A 26,563-nucleotide genomic window follows, 5' to 3' on the forward strand; every position below is an offset into this window, starting at 1 on the left:
GTGGCGGATCGCCCGCGCGCGGCCATCGTCGGGATCTCCGGCCCACGGCTGACGCCGGCGGAGGCGGCGCTGTTCCGCGCCACCCCGCCGCTCGGTGCCATCCTCTTCGCGCGCAACGTTGTGGAGCCCGAGCAGCTCCGCACCCTGACCGGCGAGCTGCGCGAGTTGCTGGGCGCCGAGGCGCCGATCCTGGTGGACCAGGAGGGCGGCCGGGTCGCCCGGCTGCGCCCGCCGCACTGGCCTGCCTTCCCGGCCGCCGCCGCCTTCACCGGCGGGCCGGAGGAGGCGGCGCGCGCCAATGCCGCGCTGCTCGGCCTCGCCTGCGCCGAGGTCGGGTTCGACGTGGTCTGCGCCCCGGTGCTCGACCTGCGGATCCCCGGGGCACATGGCATCATCGGTGACCGTGCCTTCGGCGAGGAACCGGCGGAGGTCGCGCGGCTCGGCCGCGCCACCGCCGAGGGGCTGCAGGAGGCCGGCTGCATCCCGGTCATCAAGCATATTCCCGGCCATGGCCGCGCCCTGGTGGACAGCCATCTCGACCTGCCGCGGGTGGCCGCGAGCCGGGAGGCGCTGGCGCTGGACTGCGCCCCCTTCGCCGCGCTGGCCGATGCCGGCGCCTGGGCCATGACGGCGCATATCCTCTATGAGGCGCTGGATGCCGAGCGGCCCGCGACCCTCTCGCCCGCCGTCATCGGCCGGGTGATCCGCGGCGCCATCGGCTTCGATGGGGTGCTCGTCAGCGACGATCTCTGCATGAAGGCGCTGCGCGGCGAAGCGGGCGCGCTGGCGGCCGCGGCCATCGCGGCGGGCTGCGACCTGGTGCTGCATTGCAGCGGCGTGCTGGAGGAGACCGCCCCGGCGCTTGCCGGCTGCCCGGTGCTGTCCGATGCCGCCGAGGCGCGGCTGGCGGCGACGCGGGCGGCCATGCTGGCGCGGCGCCGGCTGCTCGACCCGGTGGCGCTGGCCGCGGCGCGCGATGGCTGGCTGGCGGCGGCGTGAGCTTCGAGCATGGTTGGCTCCCCGAGCTGCTCGCCGCCATCCTTGCCGCGGTCCTGGCGATCACGCTGCATGAGGCGGCGCATGGCTATGCCGCGCTCGGGCTCGGCGACGATACGGCGAAGCGGATGGGGCGGCTCAGCCTCAACCCGATCCGGCATGTGGACCGGGTCGGCACGGTGCTGGTGCCGGGCATCCTGCTGGTCATGCAGTTGCTGACCGTCGGGCGGGTGGAGTTCATGTTCGGCTGGGCCAAGCCGGTGCCGGTGAACATCCTGGCGCTGCGCAACCCGCGCCAGGGCATGATGCTGGTGGCGGCGGCAGGGCCGGCAATGAATTTCGGCCTGGCCTGGCTGGCCGGGCTGCTGGTCCACCCGGTGGAGAGCTGGGGCATGCTCCTCTCGCCCGAATCGCTGGGCATCGCCTATCGCTTCCTCGGGCTCTGCATCCTGGCAAATCTGGTCCTCGGCCTGTTTAACCTGCTGCCCATCCCGCCGCTCGACGGCGGCCGCATCGTGGCGGGAGTGCTGCCGCGGTCGCTGGCACTGCCCTATATGCAGCTCGAGCGCTGGGGCATCCTGATCGTCCTGGTCGGAGTCTTTCTGCTGCCACGGCTGGTCGAGGGTTTCGATCCGATCGGCTGGGCCCTGCGCAATGTCATCGCGGAGGCCTTCGACCTGGTTCTGCTGCTGTCCGGGAACGGGGGCGGGCCATGAGCGAGCCGGCGACGCCGACGCTGCATCTGCGGCTGGAAGGATTCGAGGGGCCGCTCGACCTGTTGCTGGACCTGGCGCGGGCGCAGAAGGTGGACCTTGCCCGGATTTCCATCATCGCCCTGGTGGACCAGTTCCTGGCGGTGCTGGAACAGGCGCGCCGGGTCCGGCTGGAATTGGCGGCGGACTGGCTGGTGATGGCCGCCTGGCTCGCCTGGCTGAAATCCCGCCTGCTGGTGCCGGAGGACCCGGAAGCCGAGCAGGATGCCGAGGCGCTGGCCCTCGCGCTCACCGACCGCCTGGCCGAACTGGCGCGCATGCGCGCCGCCGCCGCCTGGCTGGGGGAGCGGCTGCAACTGGGCCGTGACGTCTTCGCCCGCGGTGCGCCGGAATCCCTGAAGGTGGAGGATCGCACCGGCATCTCGGCCGACCTGCCGGCGCTGCTGCAGGCCTATGCGGCGGCGCGCCGCCGGGCGCTGGCGCGCCGGCCCTATACGCCGAAGCCGCGCAAGCTCTGGACGGTGCAGGAGGCACTGGCGCGGCTCGGCCGGCTGGTGGGCGCCCTGCCGGACTGGGCGGTGCTGCAGCGCTTCCTGCCGGAGGGGATCAGCGACCCGGTGGAGCGCCGCGCCGCCATGGCCAGCACGCTGGTCGCCGCGCTGGAGACCGCCCGCGGCGGCGCGATCGAGTTGCGGCAGGAGCAGAGCTTCGGCCCGATCCTGGTCCGCCGCCGCGCCGCATCCGAGGACATGCCCGATGCAAGAGCCGCCTGAGACGGCAGAGGGGGCCGCGGTTGCGCCCGATGCGAGCCGCGCGCCCAGTGGCCACCAACCCGACCTGGCGGAGGCGACGCCGGCTGCCGGCGAGGCCGCGCAGGTGGCTGCGCGTGACACGGAGGACGTGCCGCAGCGTGGCGCTGCGGGGCCGGAGGGCTCCATCGGCGGCATGGCCTCCGCGGTCCCGGTGGACGCAGCGCCCGGATCGGCAGGGGAGGCGGCGCCGCCCTCCGCCGCCGAGGCCGCGGCCGCGCCGCAGCAGCCTTCCCCGGCCGGCGAGCCCGGTCCGGGTGCCGAAGCGATCCCCGATCCCGCCCTCTTCGCCCATGCCTTGCGCCTCGCCGAAGCCCTCGTCTTCGCCAGTGACCGCCCCATCACGCCGCAGCGCCTGCAGCAGGCCCTGCCGCCGGGGGTGGAGGCACGGGCCGTGCTGACCGCGCTCGCCGCGCAATGCGCCGACCGCCCGGTGCAACTGGTCGAGGTCGCCGGCGGCTTCGCCTTCCGCACCGCCCCGGAACTCGCCCCGGCGCTCACCCGCGTCGTGGAGGTGCCGCGTCGCCTCCCGCGCGCCGCCATGGAGACGCTGGCGATCATTGCCTATCACCAGCCGGTGACGCGCGCTGAGGTGGAGGAGATCCGCGGCGCCAGCCTGTCCCAGACCACGCTGGAGACGCTGCTCGAGATGGGGCTGATCGCCCCGCGCGGCCGCAAGGAGGTTCCCGGCCGGCCCAGCCTCTGGGGCACCACGCCGAAATTCCTGGAGCAGTTCGGCCTGCGCGCCCTCACCGACCTGCCGCGTCGGGAGGAGTTGGTGAACGAGCCGGGCAGCCCCCTGCTGGCGCCCGCCGCCCCGGCCGAGGCCCCGCCACCCGCATGAGCCTCCGGCTGACCGGCATCCGCCACGCCTATGGCGCGCGGGAGATCCTGCGCGGCGTGGACCTGCATGTCCGCCCGGGCGAGATCCTCTGCCTGCTCGGCCCTTCCGGCTGCGGCAAGACCACCCTGCTGCGGCTGGTGGCGGGGCTCGAACCATTGCAGGCCGGCCGGATCGAACTGGGCGGCGTCATGGTGGCCGAGCCGGGGCGCGAGCTGCCGCCGGAGCAGCGCCATGTCGGCTTCGTCTTCCAGGACTATGCCCTATTTCCCCACCTGACGGTCGCCGAGAATGTCGCCTTCGGCCTGACCCGCATCCCGCGCGGAGAGCGGGGCTGGGCGGTGACGGAAGCGCTGGCCCGCGTCGGCCTCGAGACCTATGCCAGCGCCTATCCGCACATGCTCTCGGGGGGGCAGCAGCAGCGGGTGGCGCTCGCCCGGGCGCTGGCTCCCCGACCGCAGGTGGTGCTGCTGGATGAGGCCTTTGCCTCCCTCGACGCCCGGCTGCGGGAACAGGTGCGGGACGACACCCTGCATGTGCTGCAGACCGCCGGCATCCCGGCCATGATCGTCACCCATGATGCCGAGGAGGCGATGTTCCTCGCCGACCGGATCGCCCTGATGCAGGAGGGGCGGGTCATCCAGCTCGGCCCGCCGGAGGAGCTCTATCTCAACCCGATCGCCCCCTTCGTCGCCACCTTCCTCGGCGAGGTGAACCGCCTGCCGGCCCTGGTCCGCGGCAGCCGGGCGGAGACCGCTATCGGCCCGCTGCCGCTCCGCCCCGGCGCCGATCTGGGTGAGGGCCCGGCCGAGGTGCTGCTGCGGCCGGAGGGCCTGCGGGTCCAGGAGGAGGGCGGGACCCCGGCCGAGGTCCAGGCCTGCCGGCTGCTCGGCGCCACGACCTTGGTCCATCTGTCCGTTCCGGACGGGGCAGGCGGGCTGCTGCACCTGCATGCCCGGCTGCCACCCGGGATCCGGCTGGCGCGTGGCCAGCGCGTTACGGTTGCGATGGATCCGGAGCGCGCCTTCGTATTCCCGCCCCTGGCTTCCTAGATACCTGGGCGCAGATTGTTGGAACCCCGGGTTCCTGCTAACGGAGGCGACCTTGCGGTGCCGGGACTCCCCGACCCGGCCTCGCAGTCGGAGACGTCATGTTAGACCTAGCCTGGTCCGAGATTGCGCTGATCGGCGTCGTGGCGCTTGTCGTCATCGGCCCCAAGGACCTGCCCGAGGCCATCCGTGGCCTCGCGCGCGGGGTGCAGAAGCTGCGCCGCATGGCCGGCGAGTTCCAGAGCCAGGCGGATGAGCTGGTGCGCGAGGCCAAGCTCGAGGAGGTGCGGAGCTCCATCAATGAGATCCGCAGCTTCAACATCAAGGACACCATCGAGAAGGCGGTCGATAGCGACGGCACGATCCGCAAGACCTTCACTGAGGATCCGCTGAAGACCGACTACGCTTCCTCCTACACGCCGCCGGCGGGCGCGATGGAGGGGGCCGGCGCCGCCGCGGGCAGCGCGGAGCCGCCCAAACCCGTGCCCGCCTTCATTCCGCCAGCCTATGCGCCGCCGCCGCCGCTCCCGCCGGCAGCCGCCGGGCCGGAGCCGGTGCCCGCGCCCGCCTTCGTGCCGCCGGCTACCGCCGCGCCCCTGCCTCCGGCCCCCGAGCCGGCCCCGAACCCGAAGACCTGAGCACCCACGCCCGTGCCGCGCGACCCGGAAGACTCCATCGACGACAAGCCGATGCCGCTGCTCGACCACCTGATGGAGCTGCGCCAGCGGCTTCTCTGGTCGGTCGGTGCCTTCGTGCTCGCCTTCGCCGTCTGCTACTATTTCTCCTCGCAGATCTACGGCTTCCTGGCGCGGCCCCTCGCCGACATCCTGCAGGCCCAGGGCGGCGGCGAGCGGCGGATGATCTTCACCGCGCTCTACGAGGCCTTCTTCACCTATCTGAAGGTGGCCTTCTTCGGCGCCATCTTCTTCAGCTTCCCGATGTGGGCCACGCAGCTCTGGCTCTTCGTGGCGCCGGGGCTCTACCGCAGCGAGAAGAAGGCGCTCTATCCCTTCCTGATCGCCTCGCCCTTCCTCTTCGTGCTGGGCGCGGCGCTGGCCTATTACTTCATCTTCCCGCTGGCCTGGCATTTCTTCATCACCTTCGAGACGCCGCCGGGCGAGGGCGCGCTGCCGATCCAGCTGGAGGCGAAGGTCAGCGAGTATCTCTCGCTGGTCATGCAGATGATCCTGGCCTTCGGCGTCGCCTTCCAGTTGCCGGTGCTGCTGACGCTGCTCTGCCGCGTCGGCATCCTGAGTGTGGACACGCTGCGGAAGGGACGGCGCTACGCCATCGTCGGGATGTTCGTCTTCGCCGCCATCATCACGCCGCCGGACGTCATCAGCCAGGTCGGCCTCGCGCTGCCCATGATCCTGCTCTACGAGATCTCGATCTGGGCCGCCGTGTGGATGGCACCGAAGCCGCCGAAGAACTCCACCACCACCTAGCGGGGAGCCGGGCTCCCCATCGCGTTCTGCGCGACGGGATGCCCCCTGTCCCCCGCGCCCCAGCCGGGGCCGAAGGCCTGGCCCCGGACCACGCCTTCCGTTTCCGGGATCCGACCGCCATGCATGACATCCGTATTGTCCGCGCCGATCCGGCGGCCTTCGACGCGGCCATGGCGCGGCGCGGCCTGCCGCCCATCGCCGGGCAGGTGCTGGCGCAGGACACCGCCCGCCGCGCGGCGCAGCAGGCGCTGCAGGAGAAACAGGCGAGGCGCAACGCCCTGGCCAGGGAGATCGGCCAGGCGAAGCGCAATGGCACCAACAGCGTGGCACTGGAAGCCGAGGGCGCCGCGCTGCGTGAGGAGATGGCGGCGCTGGAAGCCCAGGCGGCCGAGGCCGACCGGACGCAGACCGCGCTGCTGGAGGCGCTGCCGAACATCCTCGACGCCGAGGTGCCGGACGGGCGGGACGAGACCGACAATGTCGTGCTGCACCAGCACGGCAAGCCGCCGGTCCTCGGCTTCACGCCGAAGCAGCATTTCGAGATCGGCGAGGCGCTCGGCCAGATGGATTTCGCGGCCGCCGCCAGGCTGGCCGGGGCGCGCTTCACCCTGCTCTCCGGCCCGCTGGCGCGGCTGGAGCGGGCGCTCGGCCAATGGATGATCACCCTGCACACGGAGGAGCACGGCTATACCGAGGTGTCCGTGCCGCTGCTGGTCAACGGCGCCACGCTCTACGGCACCGGCCAGTTGCCGAAATTCGGCGAGGACCTGTTCCGCACCACCGATGACCGCTACCTGATCCCGACCGCCGAGGTGCCGCTGACGAATATCGTGGCCGGGGAGATCGTGCCGGAAGGCTCTCTGCCGCGCCGCTACACCGCGCTGACGCCCTGCTTCCGCTCGGAAGCCGGCAGCGCCGGGCGCGACACCCGCGGCATGCTCCGCCAGCACCAGTTCCAGAAGGTGGAGATGGTCAGCATCACTCGCCCCGAGGACAGCGAGGCGGAGCATGAGCGCATGACGCGCTGCGCCGAGCGGGTGCTGACCGAACTCGGCCTGGTCTGGCGGCGGGTCGTGCTCTGCGCCGGCGATACCGGCTTCAGCGCGGCGAAGACCTATGACCTGGAGGTCTGGCTGCCGGGCCAGCAGGCCTGGCGCGAGATCTCCTCCTGCTCCAACTGCCGGGACTTCCAGGCGCGCCGGATGAATGCCCGCATGAGGCCGGCCGAGGGCAAGGGCAATGTCTTCCTGCACAGCCTGAACGGCAGCGGCGTCGCGGTCGGCCGCGCCCTGATAGCGGTGCTGGAGGTGCACCAGCAAGCCGATGGCAGCATCCTGGTGCCGGAGGTGCTGCGCCCCTGGATGGGTGGCCTGGACCGGATCGTGGCGAACTGAGGGTGCCGTCCGGGGCCAAGCTCTGGCCCCGGCGGAGACCGGACACACTGCGTCCGATGGGGGCAGCACCCCCCGGCTGCCATACCGGGCAGCGTAAAGTCCTGGCTTGCAGCAACCATCGGCGGCTGAGGCCGCAGACATGCGTGGGCATGTCTGCGGTGCAGTATCAGATCGCGACACCCATCCGCCCAGCCAGGTCCTGGATGAACTGCCAGGCCACGCGCCCCGACCGGCCGCCGCGCGTGACGGACCACTCATTGGCCTGCCGCCGCAGCTCCTCCTCCGGCAGTTCGATCCCGAGCGCCCGCGCATAGCCCTCGACCATGGCGAAATAGGTCGGCTGGTCGCAATTGTGGAAGCCGATCCACAACCCGAAGCGGTCGCTCAGCGAGACCTTCTCCTCCACCGCCTCGGCCGGGTTGATGGCCGTGCTGCGCTCGTTCTCGATCATGTCGCGCGGCATCAGGTGGCGGCGGTTGGAGGTCGCGTAGAACAGCACATTGGGCGGCCGGCCCTCGATGCCGCCGTCCAGCACGCTCTTCAGCGCCTTGTAGTCGGCATCCTCCTTCTCGAAGGAGAGGTCGTCGCAGAAGACCAGCGCGCGGCGGTCCTGCGCGCGCAAGATGTTCAGCAGCTCCGGCAGGGTGCGGATGTCCTCCCGGTGGATTTCGATGAGCGCCAGGCTGCCCGGTATCTCCGCATTGGCTGCGGCGTGGGCGGCCTTCACCAGAGAGGACTTGCCCATGCCGCGGGCGCCCCAGAGCATGACGTTGTTGGCTGGGAAGCCGCGGGCGAAACGCAGCGTATTGGCCAGCAACAGATCCTTCTGCCGGTCGATGCCTTGCAGCAGGGCGATCTCGACGCGGGAGACGCGCGGCACCGGCGAGAGGCGCGGGGCAGGCGATGGGTGCCAGACGAAGGCATCGGCGCCCTCCAGGCGGGGGGGCGCCGGCGGCGGCGGCGCCAGGCGCTCCAGCGCCTCGGCGATGCGGGTGAGCAGGGCGATATCCATGGCAGGTTCCGGGGATGGGGCCGCACTTGACGGGAAGGGGGCGGAAGCTAGTTTGCGCCCGCCTTGCACGGCAAGCCGGAACCACGAGGAAATCGCCGAAGATGCTGATCTCTCCCGCCTATGCGCAGGATGCCGCCGGTGGCGGGCTGGCGCTCATCACCCAGCTGGCGCCCCTCATCCTCATCTTCGCGGTCTTCTACTTCCTGCTGATCCGCCCGCAGCAGAAGAAGCAGAAGGAGCATCGCGAGATGCTCAAGCAGCTGAAGCGCGGCGACCGCGTGCTGACCGCGGGCGGCATCTTCGCCAAGGTCACCACCGTGAAGGAGGGCGTGGACGAGGTCGAGGTGGAGATCGCTCCGAATGTCCGTGTCAGCGTGCTGCGCCAGACCATCGGCGACGTGCTGAAGCCGGTCGGCGCGAACGACGCAGGCACCAAGACCTGACCCGGCACGGGCGCCGGCAGGTCGCCCGCCGCGCCGCGATCCCGCCGGCCCTCGTCCGATGAGGCGGCGGCACGCGGTCCTCGCCCTGGGCCTGTTGCTGTCGGCACCAGCGGGCGCCGCCTCGCCTGAAGCCGATTCCCTCCGTGCCCTCGCGGGCGGCACCATGGTGCAGCTCGCCGGCCACCCGGTCGTCTCCCTGCCGCTGCGCGGTGCCGTCCGCGGCCGCCAGCAGATGGTCTATGAGGGGTTGCGGTTGCCGGGCCCGCCGCTCCTGCTGCATGAGGGGCGCTGGCTGGTCGGCTGGGGCTGTGCCGACCCGGAGCCGCGCCAGGGCTGCGCGGATCGTGGCCTCTTCCTCGCCTTCGATGCAGAGGGCGAGCGGTTGTTCCTGCTGCTGCTCGAGAATGGCGCGCCGATCCATCTGGCGCCACCGAGGGCCGGGCGCTGGCCCGGCGCCCTCGCCGGGCCCTTCTCGATCTTCGCCCCTGGCCTGGCCCGTGGCCCGGTCTTCGATCCGGACTGAGCCCCGTGCAGGGCGCGGGGCGCGGACTGCGTCCCGCGCGCATCACGGGGCGGCCTGGATAGGGCATCATGGCCAGCGAATCGAGGGAGACGAGCATGGCTGACCCCAGGACCCTGCTGCAGATGGCCGGCGCGCCGGCGCATCCCGCGCCTCTGGATGCGGCCGCCCTGATCATCGTCGATGCCCAGGGCGAGTACCGGGAGGGCAGGCTGCCGCTGGAGGGCATCGGGCCAGCCGTCGAACGCCTCGCCGTGCTGCTGGCGGCCGCGCGCAAGGCGGGCATGCCGGTAATCCATATCGCCCATAAGGGGCGCCCTGGCGGGCTGTTCGACCGCGAGGGGGCAGGCGGCGCCATCCTGCCGGAACTCGCGCCCGCGGCTGGTGAGCCGGTGGTGGAGAAGGGGCTGCCAAACGCCTTCGCCGGCACCGACCTGCAGGACCGGCTGGCGGCGCTCGGCCGTAAGGAATTGCTGCTGGCCGGCTTCCAGACGCATATGTGCATCAGTTCGACGGCGCGCGCGGCGCTCGATCTCGGCTATCGCGTGACCATTGCGGGCGATGCCTGCGCGACCCGCGCGCTGCCGGACGCGCTGGGCGGTGCGCCGATCAGCGGTGCGGAGATCCACCGCATCGCGCTGGCGGAACTGGCCGACCGCTTCGCGGTCGTCGCGCCGGTTGCGGCGATCATCGGCTAAACAGAAGACGGTGCCGCCAGGATGGAGACCACGCCTGGTTTTCATTTCCGGCCGGTCGATCCTGCCGGTGGTGCACCAGAGCGGATTGCGGACGGGGATGAACGCCCGGGAGCGTATGAAATGAAAAAGGCGCCCGGTTGCCCGGGCGCCCCTTCCGTTCGGCCGGTCCGCAGCTTCAGGCGCTCTGGCCGGACTTCAGTCCGCCCTGCTGCAGCAGGGTGTTCACCACTTCCCAATCCACCAGCTTGTTCAGGAAGTTGTCGAGATAGTTCGGGCGCACGTTGCGGAAGTCCAGGTAGTAGGCGTGCTCCCACACATCGACGCCGAGGATCGGGGTGCCCTCGCCGGTCGAGATCGGGTTGGCGCCGTTCGGGGTCTTGGTGACCTTCAGCTTCCCATCGGGCGCGATGATCAGCCAGGCCCAGCCGGAGCCGAACTGGGTCACGCCGGCCTGCTTGAAGGCCTCCTTGAACTGGGCGAGGCCGCCGAGATCCTGGTCGATCTTCGCGGCGAGCGTGGCCGGCAGCTTGTCCCCGCCGCCCTTGGGCGACATCACCTGCCAGAACAGGATGTGGTTCCAGTGCTGGCCGGCCTGGTTGAGCACGGGCAGGCCGTCCGTGCCGGCCTTGCCGGCTTCGGCCACGATCTGCTCCAGGCTCTTGCCCTGGAGGCCCTTGCTCTCGATCAGCCCGTTCAGCGCGGTGACATAGGCGTTGTGGTGCTTGCCGTGATGGAGCTCGAGCGTCTCCTGGCACATGCCCTGACCGGCGAGCGCGTCGGGGGAATAGGGCAGCGGCGGCAGGCTGAAGGCCATGGGCTGTCTCTCCTGATTCTTGGTGGAGTGCGCCCGGACCATGCCCGGGAGCCGCGCCAACAGCTAGGAGGGGTGCCGTGGCGCGTCAAGCAAGGGGCGGGCATAAGGCGCGCATGGCGAAACAGCACACCCTGTCCGGCATCGCGGAATTCGCGCGGCGGCACGACCCGGACCGCTTCCTCTGTGCGCTCTTCGCGCCCGCAGCACAACGGGAGGCATTGTTCGCGCTGATCGCCTACAACCATGAGCTTGCCCGTGCGCGGGAGGCGGCGAAGACGCCCCTGATTGCCCTGATGCGCCTGCAATGGTGGCGGGAAGTGGTGGAGCACGCGGCCGAGGGCCGGCCGCCCCGGCGGCATGAGGTGGCGGCGCCGCTGCATGCCGCGGTCGCGGCGGGGGCGATCGATCCTGCCGACCTGCTGGCCATGGCTGATGCGCGGGAGATCGAGGCGGAGGAGGAGGGCATCCCGACGCGGGAGGCTTTTTCCGCCTATCTGCGTGGCACCGCGGGCGGCGTCGCGGTCGCGGCCGGGCGGTTGCTCGGCGCGCCGCCGTCGCTGTTGCCGGCCTTGCAGCAGGCAGGCCTGGCCTATGGACTCGCAGGCGTGCTGCGCAGCGTGCCGGCGCTGGCGGGGCAGGGGCGCTGCCTGCTGCCGCTGGATGCGCTGGCAGAGGCTGGGCTGACGCCGGAGGCGGTGGTGCAGGAACCCGGCGCCGCCCGGCCTGTCGTCGCGGCGCTCGCCGAGGCCGGTCTCGCTGCGCAGGCGGCGCCACGGGCCGCGCTGCGCCGGCTCGGTCGTTCCCCGATCGCCGCCGCGCTGCCGGCGGTGCTGGCGCGGCGCGACCTGCGGCGGCTCACGCGCGGCCCGGTCGCCGCCGGCCCGCGCAGCTTCGGCGACCGCCTGGCGGTCACGCTGGCGGGCCTGACGGCGCGCATCTGATGCTTGGCGCAGGAAGCCCCGGCCCGCGGCCCATGCCGCGAAGCCGGGGCCCGGAGGGCCGCCGGTGTCTGAGGCAGGACATGCGCCAGCCTGTCATGCGCCAGATATGATCCGTCAGGCCCGCTTGCGCTTCTTCGCCGGCGTCGCCTGCACGGCCAGCAGCGGCGCGAGGAACCGGCCGGTATGGCTGCCGTCGGTCGCGGCCACCTCCTCCGGCGTGCCGGCGGCGACGATCCGCCCGCCGCCATCGCCGCCTTCCGGGCCGAGATCGAGGATCCAGTCGGCGGTCTTGATGACCTCCAGATTGTGCTCGATCACCACCACCGTGTTGCCGGCCTCGACCAGCGCGTGCAGCACTTCCAGCAGCTTGCGCACGTCCTCGAAATGCAGCCCCGTCGTCGGCTCGTCCAGGATGTAGAGCGTGCGTCCCGTGGCGCGGCGCGACAACTCCTTGCTGAGCTTGATGCGCTGCGCCTCGCCGCCCGAGAGGGTGGTCGCCTGCTGGCCGAGATGGATGTAGCCGAGGCCCACCTCCTTCAGCACCTTGAGCTTGTCGTGGATGGCCGGCACGGCGGAGAAGAACTCGACACCCTCCTCCACCGTCATCTCCAGCACGTCAGCGATGCTCTTGCCGCGGAACTTCACCTCCAGCGTCTCGCGGTTGTAGCGCTTGCCCTTGCAGGCATCGCAGGTGACGTAGACATCGGGCAGGAAGTGCATCTCGATCTTGATGACGCCGTCGCCCTGGCAGGCCTCGCAGCGGCCGCCCTTGACGTTGAAGCTGAAGCGCCCGGGCTTGTAGCCGCGGGCGCGACTCTCCGGCAGTTCGGAGAACCAGTCGCGGATCGGGGCAAACAGGCCCGTATAGGTCGCGGGGTTGGAGCGCGGGGTGCGGCCGATCGGCGACTGGTCGATATCGATGATCTTGTCGAGCAGCTCCAGCCCCTCGATCCGGTCATGCGGCGCGGGCACGGTGCCGGCGCCCATCAGGCGGCGCGCCGCCGCCTTGTAGAGCGTCTCGATCACCAGGGTGGACTTGCCGCCGCCGGAGACGCCGGTGACGCAGGTGAAGGTGCCGAGCGGGAATTCCGCCGCGACCTCCTTCAGGTTGTTGCCGCGCGCGCCGACGACCCTCAGCATGCGCTTCCTGTCCACCTTGCGGCGCGTCGCCGGCACCTCGATGCGGCGGCGGCCGGAGAGGTAGTCGCCGGTCAGGCTGGCCGGGTTGGCTGCGACCTCCGCCGGTGTGCCCTGGGCCACCACCCGGCCGCCGCCGGCGCCGGCCGCGGGGCCGATATCCACCAGGTGGTCGGCGGCGCGGATCGCATCCTCGTCATGCTCCACCACCAGCACGGTGTTGCCGATATCGCGCAATCGGCGGAGCGTCGCCAGCAGCCGCTCGTTGTCCCGCTGGTGCAGGCCGATCGAGGGCTCGTCCAGCACATAGAGCACGCCCGTCAACCCGCTGCCGATCTGGGAGGCGAGGCGGATGCGCTGGCTCTCGCCACCCGAAAGGGTGGCGGAGGACCGGCCGAGGGAGAGGTAGTCGAGCCCGACATCCACCAGGAATTGCAGCCGCTCCTCGATCTCCCGCAGGATCCGCCGCGCGATCTCCTGCCGCTGCGGCGTCAGCGTCGCCATGACGCCGGCGAACCACTCCCGCGACTTCCGGATGGAGAGTTCGGAGGCTTCGCCGATATGCCGGCCGGCGACCTTCACCGAGAGCGCCTCGGGCTTCAGGCGGTGGCCCTTGCAGGCCTCGCAGGGCTTCTCCGCCTGGTAGCGGGTCAGGTCCTCGCGGACCCAGGGATTGTCCGTCTCGCGGAAGCGCCGCTCCAGATTCGGCACCACGCCCTCGAAGGGCTTCTTCACGTCATAGGCGCGCAGGCCGTCCTTGTAGCGCAGCGTCACCACCTCCTCGGCGGTGCCGTGCAGGATGGCGTTGCGCACCTTGGCCGGAAGGTCGGCCCAGGGCGTGCTGGTCTGCACCTTGTAGTGCCGCGCGAGGCTCTCCAGCGTCTGGTCGTAATAGGGCGACTGCGCGCTGGCCCAGGGCGCGACGGCGCCTTCCGCCAGGCTGCGCTGCTCGTCCGGCACCACCAGGTCGGGGTCGAAGAAGCTCTGGGTGCCGAGCCCGTCGCAGGTGGGGCAGGCACCCTGCGGGCTGTTGAAGGAGAAGAGCCGCGGCTCGATCTCCTCGATGGTGAAGCCGGATTCGGGGCAGGCGAATTTTGCGCTGAAGACCGTCCGCTCGCCGGTATCGGCATTCTCGGCATAGGCGATCCCCTCGGCGAGGGCGAGCGCGGTCTCGAAGCTGTCGGCGAGGCGCGGCGCGATGCCGTCGCGGACCACGATGCGGTCCACCACGATTTCGATGTCGTGCTTGAACTTCTTGTCGAGCTTCGGCGCCTCCGAGATCAGCACCAGCTTGCCGTCGATCTTCACCCGTTCGAAGCCGCGGCGCTGCCACTCCGCCAGTTCCTTCCTGTACTCGCCCTTCTTGCCACGCACGACGGGGGCGAGCAGCAGCAGCCGCGTGCCCTCCGGCATGGCGAGCACGCGGTCCACCATCTGGCTGACCGTCTGCGCCTCGATCGGCAGGCCGGTGGCGGGCGAATAGGGCACGCCGACCCGCGCCCAGAGCAGGCGCATGTAGTCGTGGATCTCGGTGACCGTGCCGACCGTCGAGCGCGGGTTGTGGCTGGTGGTCTTCTGCTCGATGGAGATGGCCGGGGACAGCCCCTCGATCGAATCCACGTCCGGCTTCTGCATCAGTTGCAGGAACTGCCGGGCATAGGCCGAGAGCGACTCCACATAGCGCCGCTGCCCTTCGGCATAGATGGTGTCGAAGGCGAGGGAGGACTTGCCCGAGCCCGACAGGCCGGTGATCACCGTCAGGGTCCCGCGCGGGATGTCGAGGTCGAGATCCTTGAGGTTGTGGGTGCGGGCCCCCCGGATGCGGATCTGGCCGGCATTCAGGGGGGCGGCCAAGGGGATGGGGGGGCTGGCCATGCGATCGCTCCGCGGGCCTCGGGCTGGCCCAGGTTCACATTGTGTTCTTGGGTGAATGCCACCATATTGGGGTGGCGGGAAGGGGCCTCGACGGGCTCCGGGGCATCTCGCCGGGCTGGCTCAGGGCCTGCCCGGCCGGTATGCTATGCGCTCGATTCCAGGGGTTTGGACGGCATGGCCGGCAGCGTGAACAAGGTGATCCTGGTGGGCAATCTGGGGCGCGACCCCGAAGCCCGCAACATGCAGTCCGGCGGCAAGGTGGTGTCCTTTTCCGTCGCAACGTCGGAGACCTGGAACGACCGCGCCTCCGGCGAGCGGAAGGAGAAGACGCAGTGGCACCGCGTCGCCATCTTCAATGAGCGGCTGGGCGAGATCGCGGAGAAGTACCTGCGCAAGGGCAGCAAGGTCTATATCGAAGGCTCGCTCGAGAGCCGGAAATACACCGACAAGGACGGGCAGGAGCGCGAGACTTTCGAGGTCGTGATCAGCCGCTTCAAGGGCGAACTGACCCTGCTCGACAGCCGCGGCGGTGGCGGCGGGGAGATGGGCGAAGGCGGTGGCGGCGGCTATGGCGGCGGTGGCCGCTCCTCCGGCGGCTATGGCGGCGGGGACCGTTCGGGCGGCGGCAGTCGGGGCGGCGGTGGCGGCTGGGACAGCAAGCCGAAGGGCGGCTCCGACCTGGACGACGACATCCCGTTCTGACGGGGTGCAGCGGGTGCTCAACCCGCCGCGATATCCTCCATGATCCGGCTGGCCGGGCGGTTGAGCAGCCCGGCAAACTCCGCATCGCCCGGCACCGGGACTTGCGTATCCTGCCAGTCCGGCCCGATCGGCTGCAGCAATTGCCGGCGGAGCGCCGCTGGCATGCCGGAATCGAGGTCCAGCCTGCGCAGCGGCCCGGGCCGGGCCCGCACCAGGCTGTCGATCAGGCAGAGCGCCATCCAGCAGATCGGTGCCAGGATCTTGTAGACGAAGGCCCGCGGTTCCCGGACCAGCCGCCCCGCCGCATCGGCGAGATTGATCGGGGCGGAGCGGCCGATCACCGGCCCGGCATCCACCTCCTCCGTCATCCGGTGCACCGACCAGACAGTGTGGGTCACGCCCCGCGCCTCCATATCCGCCCAGGGGGATGGGCCGGCGCCATGGCCATTGGCCAGGTCGGTCGGGTGGCAGTTATAGGCACCCTGCGGGGCGGTATCGAGGATGGCCCGGTCCAGCACCTGCCCGAAGCCGCAGGTGATGATGGCGTCCGGCTGCCAGGCGGCCAGCACCCGGCGGAAGCCCGGTGTCTTGACCTCCCCCGTATAGACCGGGATTCCGGCCTCCAGCGCCGTGCGGACCAGCCGCAGTTTCACCGCCAGCCGCTCTTCCTCCGACATCAGGGACCATGCGCGCTTGCGCAGGCTGATGCGGGCCTGCGGGCTGATCGGGTCGTCGGTGACCACCCCGACCACACGGATCCGGCCGGGCAGGCGCCGCAGATAGGCAAGCGCCGCATGCAGCGTCGCCTGGCCGATCCAGAAGCTGACGAACAGGACCAGGCGAAGCTCGGCCTGCTCCTGGGGTTGCTGCGAGTTCGGGGGATGCAGCAGGACGCCCCAGCGCGCGCCCTCCGGCACCTGGCACACGCAGCCGGGCGGAAGGCCCCGCAGCCACCCCGGAGGGTCAGAATTCTCGATACCGGCTGTCATTTCCGGGTCCTCGGTGCGCATTGTCCTACCCGCTTCGCGGCGCGAGACGGCCCCGGTTTCGCCGGGGACAGCGCTCTGACCGGCGGGTCATGGCCGGCCCGGCCGGAGGACGCTCGCGGCCCGTGGGACAGGGACTTAGGAGTTCACCATAAGGATTACGCTTGTTTTAATCAACTTTTGGTTTTTGTTATCGGGGGATTTACAAACTTATCGGGCAAGACGCCAGAGCGCGGCGGTACCGGAACACTCGCATTCGGGCGCGCGCGGTTTGCCGCCGGGCCGCGGAATCACTATCTTTCGGGAGAAATGCGGGGGGCTCGACGACGCCCCCCGCGTCAACCCGCGCGATGCCGCAGCAGGGTGCCCCGGGGTGCCCGCCGGCCAGGAAAGTAGGACAGCGTGAGCGATACGACAGACGGCGGCAGCGGCGGCATCCGCCCCGAGGACGCCGTGCCCGTGACCCTCGAGGAGGAGATGCGCCGCTCCTACCTCGATTACGCGATGAGCGTGATCGTCGCGCGCGCCCTGCCGGATGCGCGCGACGGCCTCAAGCCCGTGCATCGCCGCATCCTCTACGCCATGCAGGAGAGCGGCTACACCGCCGACAAGCCGCACCGCAAATCGGCCCGCGTGGTCGGCGACGTCATGGGTAAGTACCACCCGCATGGCGATGCCGCGATCTACGACGCCATGGTCCGCATGGCGCAGTCCTTCTCGCTGCGCGTCCCGCTGATCGATGGCCAGGGCAATTTCGGCAGCATGGACGGCGATCCGCCGGCCCAGATGCGCTACACCGAGGTCCGCCTGGCGCGCTCCGCCTCCGCCCTGCTGGAGGGCATCGAGGAGGACACGGTCGAGTTCCAGCCGAACTACGACGAGTCGGAGCAGGAGCCGCGCGTCCTGCCCGCCGCCTTCCCGAACCTGCTGGTCAACGGTGCACAGGGCATCGCCGTCGGCATGGCAACGAACATCCCGACGCACAATCCGGGCGAGGTCATCGACGCGACGCTGGCGCTGATCGCCGATCCCGATACCTCGCTCATCGACCTGATGAAGATCATCCCCGGTCCGGACTTCCCGACCGGCGCGCTGATCCTCGGCCGCTCCGGCATCCGTGCCGCCTTCGAAACCGGGCGCGGCTCCGTCCCGCTGCGCGCGAGGTGCGAGATCGAGGAGATGCGCGGCGGCCGGCAGGCCATCGTCGCGACCGAGATCCCCTTCCAGGTCAACAAGGCGAACCTGATCGAGAAGATCGCCGAGCTGGTCCGCGCCAAGGCGATCGAGGGCATCTCGGACCTCAGGGACGAGAGCGACCGCGAGGGCATGCGGATCGTCATCGAGCTGAAGCGCGACGCGACGGCGGAGGTGGTGCTGAACCAGCTCTACCGGATGACGCAGCTGCAGACCTCCTTCCCCGTCAACTTCCTCGCGCTCGACAATGGCCGGCCGCGGCAGATGGGGCTGATCGACGCGCTGCGCGCCTTCATCGCCTTCCGCGAGGATGTCATCCTGCGCCGGTCGCGCTTCCGCCTGGCCAAGGCGCGGGAGCGGGGGCACCTGCTGATCGGCCTCGCCATCGCGGTTGCCAATATCGACGAGGTCATCCGCCTGATCCGCGCCAGCCGCGACCCGGCCGAGGCGCGCGCCGCCCTGATGGCGCGGGACTGGCCCGCCGGCGATGTCGGCACCCTGCTGGCCCTGATCGAGGATGCCGGCAATGTCGTGACGCCCGAGAACACCGTTCGCCTGACCGAGGCGCAGGCCCGCGGCATCCTGGCGCTGACCCTGAACCGCCTCACGGGCCTTGAGCGCGAGAAGATCACCGCCGAGCTCGAGGAGATCGGTGGCAGGATCCGCGAGTTGCTGGAGATCCTCGGCAGCCATCCTCGCCGCATGGAGGTGATGACCGAGGAGCTGCGCGCCGTCCGCGCCCAGATCGCCTCCCCGCGCCTGACCCAGATCGTCGACGGCATCGCCGATGTGGACGATGAGAGCCTGATCGAGCCGGGCACCATGGTGGTGACCCTGACGCGCGATGGTTACGTCAAGCGCACGGGCCTCGATACCTTCCGCGCGCAGAATCGCGGCGGCCGCGGCCGCAGCGCGGCGGCGACGCGGCAGGACGACGTGGTGATGCGCAGCTTCATCGCGCATACCCACCAGTGGGTGCTGTTCTTCACGAGCCGCGGCATCGCCTTCCGCGAGAAGGTCTGGCAACTGCCGGAGGGCGGCGCCCAGGGCAAGGGTCGCTCGCTCCGCCAGGTGCTGGCGCTGCAGGAGGGCGAGCAGGTGACCGCCGTGCTGCCCCTGCCGCAGGACGAGAGCCTGTGGGAGGGGCTGCACCTGGTCTTCGCCACGGCCTCCGGCAATGTCCGCCGCAACCGCCTCTCCGACTTCCGCAATGTCCGCTCCGCCGGGCTGATCGCGATGAAGCTGGAGGAGGGCGATTCGCTGATCGGCGTGCAGACCTGCCGGGAGGGGGATGACGTGCTGCTCGCCACCCGTCGCGGCCGCGCCATCCGCTTCCAGGCGAGCGAGGACGTGCTTCGCGTCTTCGCCGGCCGCGACAGCAGCGGCGTGCGCGGCATCCGCCTGGGCAAGGAGGACGAGGTCATCGCGCTCTCCGTGCTGCGCCATGTCGAGGCGACGCCGGCCGAGCGCGAGGCGGCCATCCGCAATGCCGCCCAGCGCCGCCGCAACGGCAACGGGAACGGCGCCGAGGAGGCCGAGGCCGTGCCGGTGGCCGCCGAGGACGGCGAGGAGGGCGCCGGGGAGGAAATCACCCTCTCGCCCGAGCGGGCCCGGGAGTTGGAGGAGCAGGAGGAGATCATTCTCGCCATCACCGATGGCGGCTTTGGCAAGCGCAGCCTGGCCTATGACTACCGGATCACCGGCCGGGGCGGGCAGGGGCTTGAGGCCATGCTGTTCAGCCGCCGCACCGGCCGGGAGGTGGTCGCCACCTTCCCGGTCCGGCCGGGCGACGATGTGATGCTGGTGACGGATACCGGGCGGCTGATCCGCCTGCCGGCCGACCAGGTGCGCTTGACGCGCCGCCGCAGCCTGGGCGTGATGCTCCTCCGACTGAACGAGGGGGAACGCGTGACCAGTTGCTTCCCGGTCGTGGACGACCAGGGCGAGGCCGGGCCAGACTCCGGCGCGGCGCAGACCGGCGCCCTGGCGGCCACCGAGCCGCCGGCCGAGGCCGGATCCGCTTCCGATGCCTGAGCGGATTGGCCTCTACCCCGGCACCTTCGACCCGGTGACCAACGGCCATCTGGACGTGATCGGCCGGGCGGCCCGCATCCTCGACCGGCTGGTGATCGGCGTCGCCATCAATACCGGCAAGGGACCGCTCTTTCCGCTGGAGGAACGGGCGGAGCTGGTCCGGGCGGAGACCGATGCCATCGCCGCGCGCACCGGCTGCGTGATTGAGGTGCGGCCCTTCAAGGGGCTGCTGGTCGGCTTCGCGCAGGAGGTCGGCGCCAGCATGATCATCCGCGGCCTGCGGGCCGTGACCGATTTCGACTACGAGTTCCAGATGGCCGGCATGAACCGTCGCCTGGACCAGCAGATCGAGACGGTCTTCTTGATGGCGAGCGAGACGAACCAGTTCATCTCCTCGCGTTTCGTGAAGGAGATCGCGCGGCTCGGCGGCGATGTCTCCTCCTTCGTGCCGAAGCTGACGCTGGAGCGGACGCTCGCCCGCGTCCGGAACCCGGTGCAGGACTGAGCCGGACCGCCTTCAAGACGGAAAGATACCCATGCTGCGACGACATCTCGCGGGCCTCGCCCTGCTCGGCGCCCCCGCCCTGATCCGCCCCGCCCGCGCGCAGGCTGCGGAGCGGCTGGTGCTGGAGCTGAAGGACGGCCCGGTCACCATCCAGTTGCTGCCGGACGTGGCGCCGCGCCATGTCGAGCGGATCAAGACGCTGGTCGGCCGCGGCTTCTATGATGGCACGCCCTTCCACCGGGTGATCGAGGGTTTCATGGCCCAGGGCGGCGACCCGACCGGCACGGGCACCGGCGGGGCGCGCGACCTGCCCGATCTGCCGGCCGAGTTCACCAACAAGTACCGCTTCCTCCGCGGCGTCTGCGGCATGGCGCGCAGCCAGAACCCGAACAGTGCGAGCAGCCAGTTCTTCATCATGTTCGCGCCGGCGCCGAGCCTGGATGGCCAGTACACCATCTGGGGTCGCGTGGTTGCCGGCATGGAGGCGGTGGACAAGATCAAGCGTGGCGACCCGACCCGCAACGGCGTGGTGCAGAACCCGGACAAGCTGCTCCGGGCTCGCATCACCAGCGCCTGACCCTGATTTCAACAAGGATCCATCCCGATGAGCGACGAAGCCGGCACCCCGCAGGAGATTCCGGGCGAGCCCCCGATCGAGGTCCCCGCCACGGCCGCCCCCGAGGCCAAGCCAACCGAGCCGGACCCCAAGCTCGAGAACACGCTGATCCTTGAGCTGAAGGACGGCGCCGTGACGATCGAGCTGCTACCCGAGCTCGCGCCGCAGCATGTCGAGCGCATCAAGACGCTGGCCCGCGCCGGCTTCTACGACAACACGCCCTTCCACCGGGTGATCGAGGGCTTCATGGCCCAGGGCGGCGACCCGACCGGCACCGGCACGGGCGGCGCGCGGGAGCAGGGCTATGCCGACCTGCCCGCCGAATTCGCCCCGCCCAACAAGGCGCGCTTCGTGCGCGGCACCTGCGGCATGGCGCGGACCATGAATCCGAACAGCGCGAACAGCCAGTTCTTCATCATGTTCGCGCCGGCGCCGAGCCTGGATGGCCAGTACACCATCTGGGGTCGCGTGGTCGCCGGCATGGAGGCGGTGGACAAGATCAAGCGCGGCACCGGCGGCAACGGCATCGTCCAGGGCCCCGACCGGCTGATCAAGGCACGCATCGCCGCCGACGACGCCACCGCGGCGGCCTGACCGCCATGCGCGTGGCGGAGCCGGTCCACGCCATTGGGCCGCTGGCGGCAGTGCCGCCGGTCCGGCCGGCGATCGGCTCCGGCAGTTGACATTATCGCCGCCGCGCGCTTTTCCCCGCGCGCGGCGGTGCCGTGTGAGCCGGTAGCTCAGTTGGTAGAGCACGGGACTTTTAATCTCGTGGCCGTGGGTTCGAGTCCCACCCGGCTCACCACACCTAACCGCCTGATCTTCTTGAATTTTTCAGCGAATCGCTGCTGCCATGCGGCCAACCCCGCTTTCGGCTGACCGGACATTGACCGGACATTCGGGCGAAACGCCCTCGATCGGGTTCCTGCTCCCTGTTCTTTCTTTCGGCCTGTGGCTCGGCCACGACCCAGCTGGCCCATGGCCGATGCCTGTCCTGCCGCGAGTGGCTACCATGTGTCTGACGGGGCTCTGGCCCATCCATCGCGGTAGCCGGCCCAGGACGGCAGCTCGGGGACCGGAATGGCAAACGAAGGCGAGGGAAAGCGGCGAGGCGGGCAACCGGGCAACAGGAACGCCCTCCGCCATGGCAAGCGGAGTGCGCTCACCACCAAGCGGAGGAAGCTCACGGCTGCGACGCTGAAGGTCTGCGTGGCTGTGCTGCTCGCCAACGGTGGCCTGGCCGGTAGCGACGTGCGGCACCGGCCTCGAAAACTCCGGCCGGATCAGCTCCGGCTCCTGGAAGCCCACGATCCAGAGGGCGCTGCGCTTGCAATGGCGGTGGGGCTGGACCGCCTACCGCCGCGTTCCTAGGGGCGGTGGCTCCGACTGCCCCAGGCAGCCCCGACTTCGCGTCAAACGAGAGGGGGGGGGCCGTCGAAGATCAGTCCCGCCGGAACCCTACCCATCCCGGCCCCTCCCTTTGTGCGAAGGGACCCCCGCGCGTCCATGCATCCTATTTTGGACGGTCAGTCCTCGTCTTCGTCATCTGCCCGGTCCCCGTGAATGATCGCGGAACCAGCGCGCGCAAGATTGAGGGTGAGGAGCCTGGCGATTGCATCGCCCTGGGTCAGGTCAGCCGGCCAGCCATATGCGGCGGCCACGGCCGCATCCAGGTCGGCATGGAGCAGGTCGAGCCACGCCCCATCGGGCGTGCCCCGGGCATTGTAGAGGTTGGTTAGCGTCCGAGCCTTCAGGGCCACTGCTGCCTTGACGTTGCGCGGCATCCGCCGTGGTGGGAGCCCTGGGATCGTCTCGGCCACTTCTTCCACCCATTCGGGCGGGTTCAGCCAGCGGTCGCGGGCTTCTACGAGCGCCCGTGCTGCCTGGGCGATCGCTGCGGCATGGGGATGGTGGGATTGGCTACTGGCGGGCTGGTCGAGGGTCAGACCTTCAGGGAAGGGGAAGGTCTCAAAACAGGTTTGGTTGTTGTAGGTGGGATCGTTCCCGACTCCGTGCCGGGAGGCCAGCGCCAGTGCCCACGCCTCATGGAAGCGGGAGTGCAGAATGCCGAAGGTGCAATCGTCGTCGCGGGCGACCGCATAGACACGGCTATCGGGCAGCGTGGTGGCGGGGCACCAGACGAAGAGCCTGTGCTTTGCAACGCGCGGGGTTGCGATGAAGCGGGAGAGGGGAGCCACAGCAGCTCTCAGTTCCCCGCCGCTGCGGCCAAGGCGCCACCAACGTTCGCGCCGCTGCGCATCCCTGTTGCGGTCACGCGCCGGCTTCACGTTGACGATGACATGCGCGAATGGGCGCAGGTAGAAGGACGCCTGCCGCTCAGGCATATCGGCGAAGTCGATGATCCAGCGGTCGGATGGCCGGCGGGTAATGTCCTGCCCATTGATCCACGGACGAAGGACGTCGGTATTCGGCCGACCATTTGGATTGGGCGGCTCCGCCAGCCAGGTCCGGGCGGTCTCACCCGGCACATCGAAGGCTCCCACCTTCACCGGACCCTGTAGGCAGAGCCCCCGGTTCGCAGCCAGGCGCCGGGCCTGTGTTAGGTCACTGCCTCCGGCAGTCAGATCGGCCCGAACCTCCGCCACCGGCACCCCGTCCAGATGCGGAACGTCATCCGAGTCGGTCCGGCCGAAGCAGACCAGTGCGACGCGCACGGCAGCACCTTCAATCGTCCAGGGTTCATCGTCCCAGGCATCGAAGATGCGCCCGGTTGTCCGGATGGCCTCCAGCACTTGGCGGCTGGCGCCGTTGCGGATGGACTGGGTCGCCACCAACCCAACCCTTTCCGCCGTTCCTGCTGTCAGCGCCTCGCGCGCCTTCTCGAACCAAAAGCAGACCAGGTCGGCGGCACCTGGAACGCGCCCGGCGAACGCAGTCCGGAGGCGGGATGTGTAGTCGTCACCCAATCCCGCCCGCATTACCTTGTCACCGAGAAACGGGGGATTTCCCACGATGGCGTTGGCCGCCGGCCAAGCTGCCGGAACCGGGGCGCCATTGGCATCAGTCGCCAGCACGGCATCGCGGCACTCGACCGTGTCCAGGTTGCGCAGCACTGGATCGTGCGGAACGGGGTAGCCGTTCCGGCGTGCCCACTGAATATGGCCGATCCAGACCGAGACCCGCGCCAGCTCCGCCGCGTAGGGGTTCAGTTCGATGCCGAGAACCGCTTCAGGCCCAACCTCGCACATGCGTCCTGGCAGGCCGAGTGCCGCCGCCTCCGCGATTGCGTCGCCCTCCAGGTCCTTCAGGGTCAGCAGCGCCACATACAGGAAGTTGCCGCTGCCGCAGGCCGGATCGAGCACCCGATATTGTCTTAGGCGCCTCAGGTAGGCGCCCAGGATCGCTTCTGCCTCCTCCAGCAGAGCGATGTCGCGGCGGCGTCGCCGTTCGGCTTCTCGCGCCAACGACTTGCGCTTCGCCACGCTTTCGGCGGTAACCACTGCGCCGGACAACGCCTTAAGGTCTTCGGCTGCTCCCGCGCCGGCTTCAGCACGCAGAGCAGCGCGCTCCGTCAGGAGCGCCTGGATACGATCCCGCGCCTTGGCCCATTCGGCTTGCAGCGGGCGTCGGACCACCGGCCCGACGATGCGCTCAATGGTATTGCGGTCGGTGTAATGGGCGCCAAGCTGGCCCCGCTTGCTGGGATCCAGGCCCCGCTCAAACAGGGTGCCCATGATCGACGGGTCAATGTCCGACCACTCCAGGGCGGAAAGCCGGTCGAGAAGGCTCATATCGGCTGCCACGAGTGGCAGAGCCATCGCGTCCTCGAAAAGGCCGCCGTTGAACCAGGGAACCGCCGTGAAGCCGATCTCGCTGCCGCGCTCCGCCATGGCGGCGAAGAGGGTTCCTGCATACTCGGCAAAGCGGCCGGGATTGCGCCGGCCGGCGTTCAGCATCCCTTCCAGCAGTTGGCGTGGCAGCAGCTTCACATCCGCAGCGAAGAAGCAGAAGGCCAGCCGACAAACGAAGTGCGCGACTGCCTGGGGGTCGTGGCCCCGGAATCGGAGCCGCTGTGCCAGTTCACCGAGTTCGCCGGCGGCTTCCTCTGTGAGGGCGGCTCTGGTCTTGCGAGGGCGCCAAGCCTCCGGCGGCGCTGTCCACATCTGCCGCAGCAGATCGACACGCGCCGGGTCATACAGGTCCTGGAGGCCGAAGGTGTCCTCGCGGGTGACCTCATTCGTCCAAGCGGTGCGGACGACAATCCGCCGCATGTCGCAGGCCACCAGCAGGGGCGGATTGCCGAGATTGCCGGCGTAACGCAGCAGCTGGAGATGAGCGGCGCCTAGGTCGGCACCGGGCCGCTTGTATTCCCAGGCGAAGCAGTCGCGCTTCCAGACATCGGCGAAGCCATGGCGGCCATTGGCCTCAGCCGCGATCTTCTCGAAGGCGTAGTTGATGCCCCGGTTGTCCTCCTGGGGCTTCGGCACGCCCAGTAACTCGCAGAGGTCGTTGAAGTGGGGCTTGGCGCCGGCAGCCTCCGTGAGGGTCGCCGTTCCCCAGCGTTCGATGAAGCGGTCCGGTGTCATGACACCGGACCGTTACCGAGTCAGCAGAAGCGGGCAATACCTAAAACGAGAACAAGATTACGGACAATCTACCGGATAGTTTATACCATCCTCCTTGGGGCATGGCAGTTCGGGCAAACTACCAAGACTGCCATGGTGTCTTGCTCGATCACGGTGCGGCGGCAATCAACGCCCGCTCGTGAGCAAGGTCAGGATCGGGAGTAGCCAGCGCGTAGAAGGCATCGGCGGCTGCTTGTGCAAGCCATGCCGCCGTCCTCAGCTGGTTGGTCGGCGTTGCTGCCGACCTTCCAAGACCAGCACTTATCGGTTCCCGTGGTGGGCAGCAGCGATCGAGCCGGGCTATCGCTGTCTCCCGAGAACCCTGAAAACCCCGAAAATCCGGCTGGCGGGCTGGGCTACTGTTGCCTGCAAGAAGGTTTTCGCCTTTTTCGGGGTTTTCGGGCTTCGTCCCAGCGATTGAGGCAGCGATGCTCCCTGATCCCGTGCGGAATGCGGCGAGCCATCGGCTCACCGCACCGCTTCCCAAATCTTAGGGTTCACACGCCAGTCGCCGCGCGGCCGGCCGCCGGAGCCAGTGCGGACCGGTTCCTGTAGCCATCCAGCTTCTGCTAGGAAGCGGCAGGCGGCCTTCACTGGCTCAGTCTCTCGAAGCCCCGGCAGCCGGGCATCGTCACGGATACTGGAGACATTTACCAGCTCCGGGCGGGTATCCACGATGTGCTGCGCCAGCGTTCGGGCATTGCGCTCGGCTTCCGGGATGGATGCGTCGCTAAGGACGCGCGCCGCCATGGGCAGGAAGTAGGCGTCCATCAGACCGGCAGCGGCCTGCATCGCCTGCACGCTCACCACCGCTGGCTCAGGCGCTGCCGGATTGGCTGTCCACCAAAGATACTCCAAGATCAGTGCCAGCCGGAGCGCCTGGCCTCGTGCCTTCCCAAGCGAGGATTTCATCAACCCATGTGCGCCGTGCTCACGGCGCTGCATCTCGCTTGCGAAGTCGGTCAGCACCTCCCGGCCTTCCGCGACCAGGGGCACATAGGATGGCGTAGGGTTGCCTTCGGCATCCTGCGCCATGGCAAGATCGGCCAGCCGTTGTAGCCGCTCTACCGCAAGCTCGGCATCGCCTGCGATGCGCGGCTGAGAGAATGGCCGTGGATCCGGCCAGGTCCATAGTCTTACTGTGTCAAAGCTTTCCGGTCTTCCTATATGTGGGGGATGGTAGAGAGGCAGACAAGGCGGCCGAGGACGGGCGAGGCGCGGTTCGCGGCCTATCTGGGGGCGATCACGGCGGG

Annotated in this window: 23 protein-coding genes and 1 tRNA gene; 18 read left to right on the forward strand and 6 right to left on the reverse strand. The window is 69.8% G+C overall.

What is annotated here, in order from left to right:
• The 8 genes from LHA35_RS14475 to serS all read left to right on the forward strand — a co-directional run bounded on the left by LHA35_RS14475 (position 1) and on the right by serS (position 7,247).
• Positions 1 to 999: a glycoside hydrolase family 3 N-terminal domain-containing protein gene (locus LHA35_RS14475; protein WP_226608986.1), complete on the forward strand. Its 999-nt coding sequence runs from the start codon at positions 1 to 3 to the stop codon at positions 997 to 999.
• Complete coding sequence (locus LHA35_RS14480; protein ID WP_226608987.1) at positions 996 to 1,712, forward strand: site-2 protease family protein; 717 nt, start codon at positions 996 to 998, stop codon at positions 1,710 to 1,712. The genes LHA35_RS14475 and LHA35_RS14480 overlap by 4 nt, the downstream gene beginning before the upstream one ends.
• A complete protein-coding gene (locus LHA35_RS14485; protein WP_226608988.1) occupies positions 1,709 to 2,482 on the forward strand; it encodes a segregation and condensation protein A in 774 nt (257 codons plus the stop codon). The genes LHA35_RS14480 and LHA35_RS14485 overlap by 4 nt, the downstream gene beginning before the upstream one ends.
• Entirely contained in the window at positions 2,466 to 3,362 is an 897-nt protein-coding gene (gene scpB / locus LHA35_RS14490; RefSeq protein WP_226608989.1) for an SMC-Scp complex subunit ScpB, read from the forward strand. The genes LHA35_RS14485 and scpB overlap by 17 nt, the downstream gene beginning before the upstream one ends.
• Entirely contained in the window at positions 3,359 to 4,411 is a 1,053-nt protein-coding gene (locus tag LHA35_RS14495; RefSeq protein WP_226608990.1) for an ABC transporter ATP-binding protein, read from the forward strand. Before scpB ends, LHA35_RS14495 begins: the two co-directional genes overlap by 4 nt.
• Before the next feature lie 98 nt (positions 4,412 to 4,509).
• Positions 4,510 to 5,046: a Sec-independent protein translocase protein TatB gene (gene tatB, locus LHA35_RS14500; RefSeq protein WP_226608991.1), complete on the forward strand. Its 537-nt coding sequence runs from the start codon at positions 4,510 to 4,512 to the stop codon at positions 5,044 to 5,046.
• A gap of 51 nt (positions 5,047 to 5,097) precedes the next feature.
• On the forward strand, positions 5,098 to 5,853 hold the full coding sequence (gene tatC / locus LHA35_RS14505; RefSeq protein ID WP_264185547.1) for a twin-arginine translocase subunit TatC: 756 nt from the start codon (positions 5,098 to 5,100) through the stop codon (positions 5,851 to 5,853).
• A 119-nt stretch (positions 5,854 to 5,972) separates the two neighbouring features.
• Entirely contained in the window at positions 5,973 to 7,247 is a 1,275-nt protein-coding gene (gene serS, locus LHA35_RS14510; RefSeq protein ID WP_226608993.1) for a serine--tRNA ligase, read from the forward strand.
• A gap of 166 nt (positions 7,248 to 7,413) precedes the next feature.
• Here the strand turns inward: serS and LHA35_RS14515 are convergent, their stop codons facing one another.
• Positions 7,414 to 8,259, reverse strand: coding sequence for an ATP-binding protein (locus tag LHA35_RS14515; protein WP_226608994.1), 846 nt, complete (start codon positions 8,257 to 8,259; stop codon positions 7,414 to 7,416).
• A gap of 101 nt (positions 8,260 to 8,360) precedes the next feature.
• Between LHA35_RS14515 and yajC the strand changes: the two genes are divergently transcribed.
• From yajC to LHA35_RS14530, 3 genes are all read left to right on the forward strand, one after another.
• On the forward strand, positions 8,361 to 8,702 hold the full coding sequence (gene yajC, locus LHA35_RS14520; RefSeq protein ID WP_226608995.1) for a preprotein translocase subunit YajC: 342 nt from the start codon (positions 8,361 to 8,363) through the stop codon (positions 8,700 to 8,702).
• A 58-nt stretch (positions 8,703 to 8,760) separates the two neighbouring features.
• Positions 8,761 to 9,225: a hypothetical protein gene (locus LHA35_RS14525; protein WP_226608996.1), complete on the forward strand. Its 465-nt coding sequence runs from the start codon at positions 8,761 to 8,763 to the stop codon at positions 9,223 to 9,225.
• Positions 9,226 to 9,320: 95 nt separating this feature from the next.
• The gene (locus LHA35_RS14530; RefSeq protein ID WP_226608997.1) at positions 9,321 to 9,920 is read left to right on the forward strand and encodes a cysteine hydrolase family protein; all 600 of its coding nucleotides are present in this window, start codon (positions 9,321 to 9,323) and stop codon (positions 9,918 to 9,920) included.
• Positions 9,921 to 10,095: 175 nt separating this feature from the next.
• On the opposite strand, the gene LHA35_RS14535 is transcribed toward LHA35_RS14530, so the two are convergent.
• Positions 10,096 to 10,734 carry a superoxide dismutase gene (locus LHA35_RS14535; RefSeq protein WP_226608998.1) on the reverse strand — a complete coding sequence of 213 codons (639 nt, stop codon included), beginning with the start codon at positions 10,732 to 10,734 and terminating at the stop codon, positions 10,096 to 10,098.
• A 113-nt stretch (positions 10,735 to 10,847) separates the two neighbouring features.
• Between LHA35_RS14535 and LHA35_RS14540 the strand changes: the two genes are divergently transcribed.
• Positions 10,848 to 11,675: a squalene/phytoene synthase family protein gene (locus LHA35_RS14540; RefSeq protein WP_226608999.1), complete on the forward strand. Its 828-nt coding sequence runs from the start codon at positions 10,848 to 10,850 to the stop codon at positions 11,673 to 11,675.
• A 114-nt stretch (positions 11,676 to 11,789) separates the two neighbouring features.
• On the opposite strand, the gene uvrA is transcribed toward LHA35_RS14540, so the two are convergent.
• Positions 11,790 to 14,687 carry an excinuclease ABC subunit UvrA gene (gene uvrA / locus LHA35_RS14545; protein ID WP_226609000.1) on the reverse strand — a complete coding sequence of 966 codons (2,898 nt, stop codon included), beginning with the start codon at positions 14,685 to 14,687 and terminating at the stop codon, positions 11,790 to 11,792.
• Between the two features lie 174 nt (positions 14,688 to 14,861).
• Here uvrA and ssb point away from each other — a divergent pair, with 174 nt between their 5' ends.
• Positions 14,862 to 15,389, forward strand: coding sequence for a single-stranded DNA-binding protein (ssb, locus tag LHA35_RS14550; RefSeq protein ID WP_226609001.1), 528 nt, complete (start codon positions 14,862 to 14,864; stop codon positions 15,387 to 15,389).
• A 17-nt stretch (positions 15,390 to 15,406) separates the two neighbouring features.
• Here the strand turns inward: ssb and LHA35_RS14555 are convergent, their stop codons facing one another.
• Positions 15,407 to 16,315, reverse strand: a complete 909-nt coding sequence (locus LHA35_RS14555) for a formyltransferase family protein (RefSeq protein WP_226609002.1) — start codon at positions 16,313 to 16,315, stop codon at positions 15,407 to 15,409.
• A 462-nt stretch (positions 16,316 to 16,777) separates the two neighbouring features.
• On the opposite strand from LHA35_RS14555, the gene gyrA reads away from it, so the two are divergent.
• The 5 genes from gyrA to LHA35_RS14580 all read left to right on the forward strand — a co-directional run bounded on the left by gyrA (position 16,778) and on the right by LHA35_RS14580 (position 21,529).
• A complete protein-coding gene (gyrA, locus tag LHA35_RS14560; protein ID WP_226609003.1) occupies positions 16,778 to 19,603 on the forward strand; it encodes a DNA gyrase subunit A in 2,826 nt (941 codons plus the stop codon).
• Positions 19,596 to 20,108: a pantetheine-phosphate adenylyltransferase gene (gene coaD / locus LHA35_RS14565; protein ID WP_226609004.1), complete on the forward strand. Its 513-nt coding sequence runs from the start codon at positions 19,596 to 19,598 to the stop codon at positions 20,106 to 20,108. Before gyrA ends, coaD begins: the two co-directional genes overlap by 8 nt.
• A gap of 31 nt (positions 20,109 to 20,139) precedes the next feature.
• Positions 20,140 to 20,685, forward strand: coding sequence for a peptidylprolyl isomerase (locus LHA35_RS14570; RefSeq protein ID WP_226609005.1), 546 nt, complete (start codon positions 20,140 to 20,142; stop codon positions 20,683 to 20,685).
• Between the two features lie 27 nt (positions 20,686 to 20,712).
• Positions 20,713 to 21,318, forward strand: a complete 606-nt coding sequence (locus LHA35_RS14575; RefSeq protein ID WP_226609006.1) for a peptidylprolyl isomerase — start codon at positions 20,713 to 20,715, stop codon at positions 21,316 to 21,318.
• Between the two features lie 135 nt (positions 21,319 to 21,453).
• A tRNA-Lys gene (locus LHA35_RS14580) sits at positions 21,454 to 21,529 on the forward strand.
• Positions 21,530 to 22,250: 721 nt separating this feature from the next.
• Here LHA35_RS14580 and LHA35_RS14585 read toward each other — a convergent pair.
• Both LHA35_RS14585 and LHA35_RS14590 read right to left on the reverse strand, forming a co-directional pair.
• Complete coding sequence (locus LHA35_RS14585; protein WP_226609007.1) at positions 22,251 to 25,271, reverse strand: class I SAM-dependent DNA methyltransferase; 3,021 nt, start codon at positions 25,269 to 25,271, stop codon at positions 22,251 to 22,253.
• Positions 25,272 to 25,778: 507 nt separating this feature from the next.
• Positions 25,779 to 26,543 carry a DUF3987 domain-containing protein gene (locus LHA35_RS14590; RefSeq protein WP_338050883.1) on the reverse strand — a complete coding sequence of 255 codons (765 nt, stop codon included), beginning with the start codon at positions 26,541 to 26,543 and terminating at the stop codon, positions 25,779 to 25,781.
• Positions 26,544 to 26,563 lie beyond the last annotated feature (20 nt).

The organism is Roseicella aerolata (assembly GCF_020523605.1).
In the GTDB taxonomy this organism is placed as follows: domain Bacteria; phylum Pseudomonadota; class Alphaproteobacteria; order Acetobacterales; family Acetobacteraceae; genus Paracraurococcus; species Paracraurococcus aerolatus.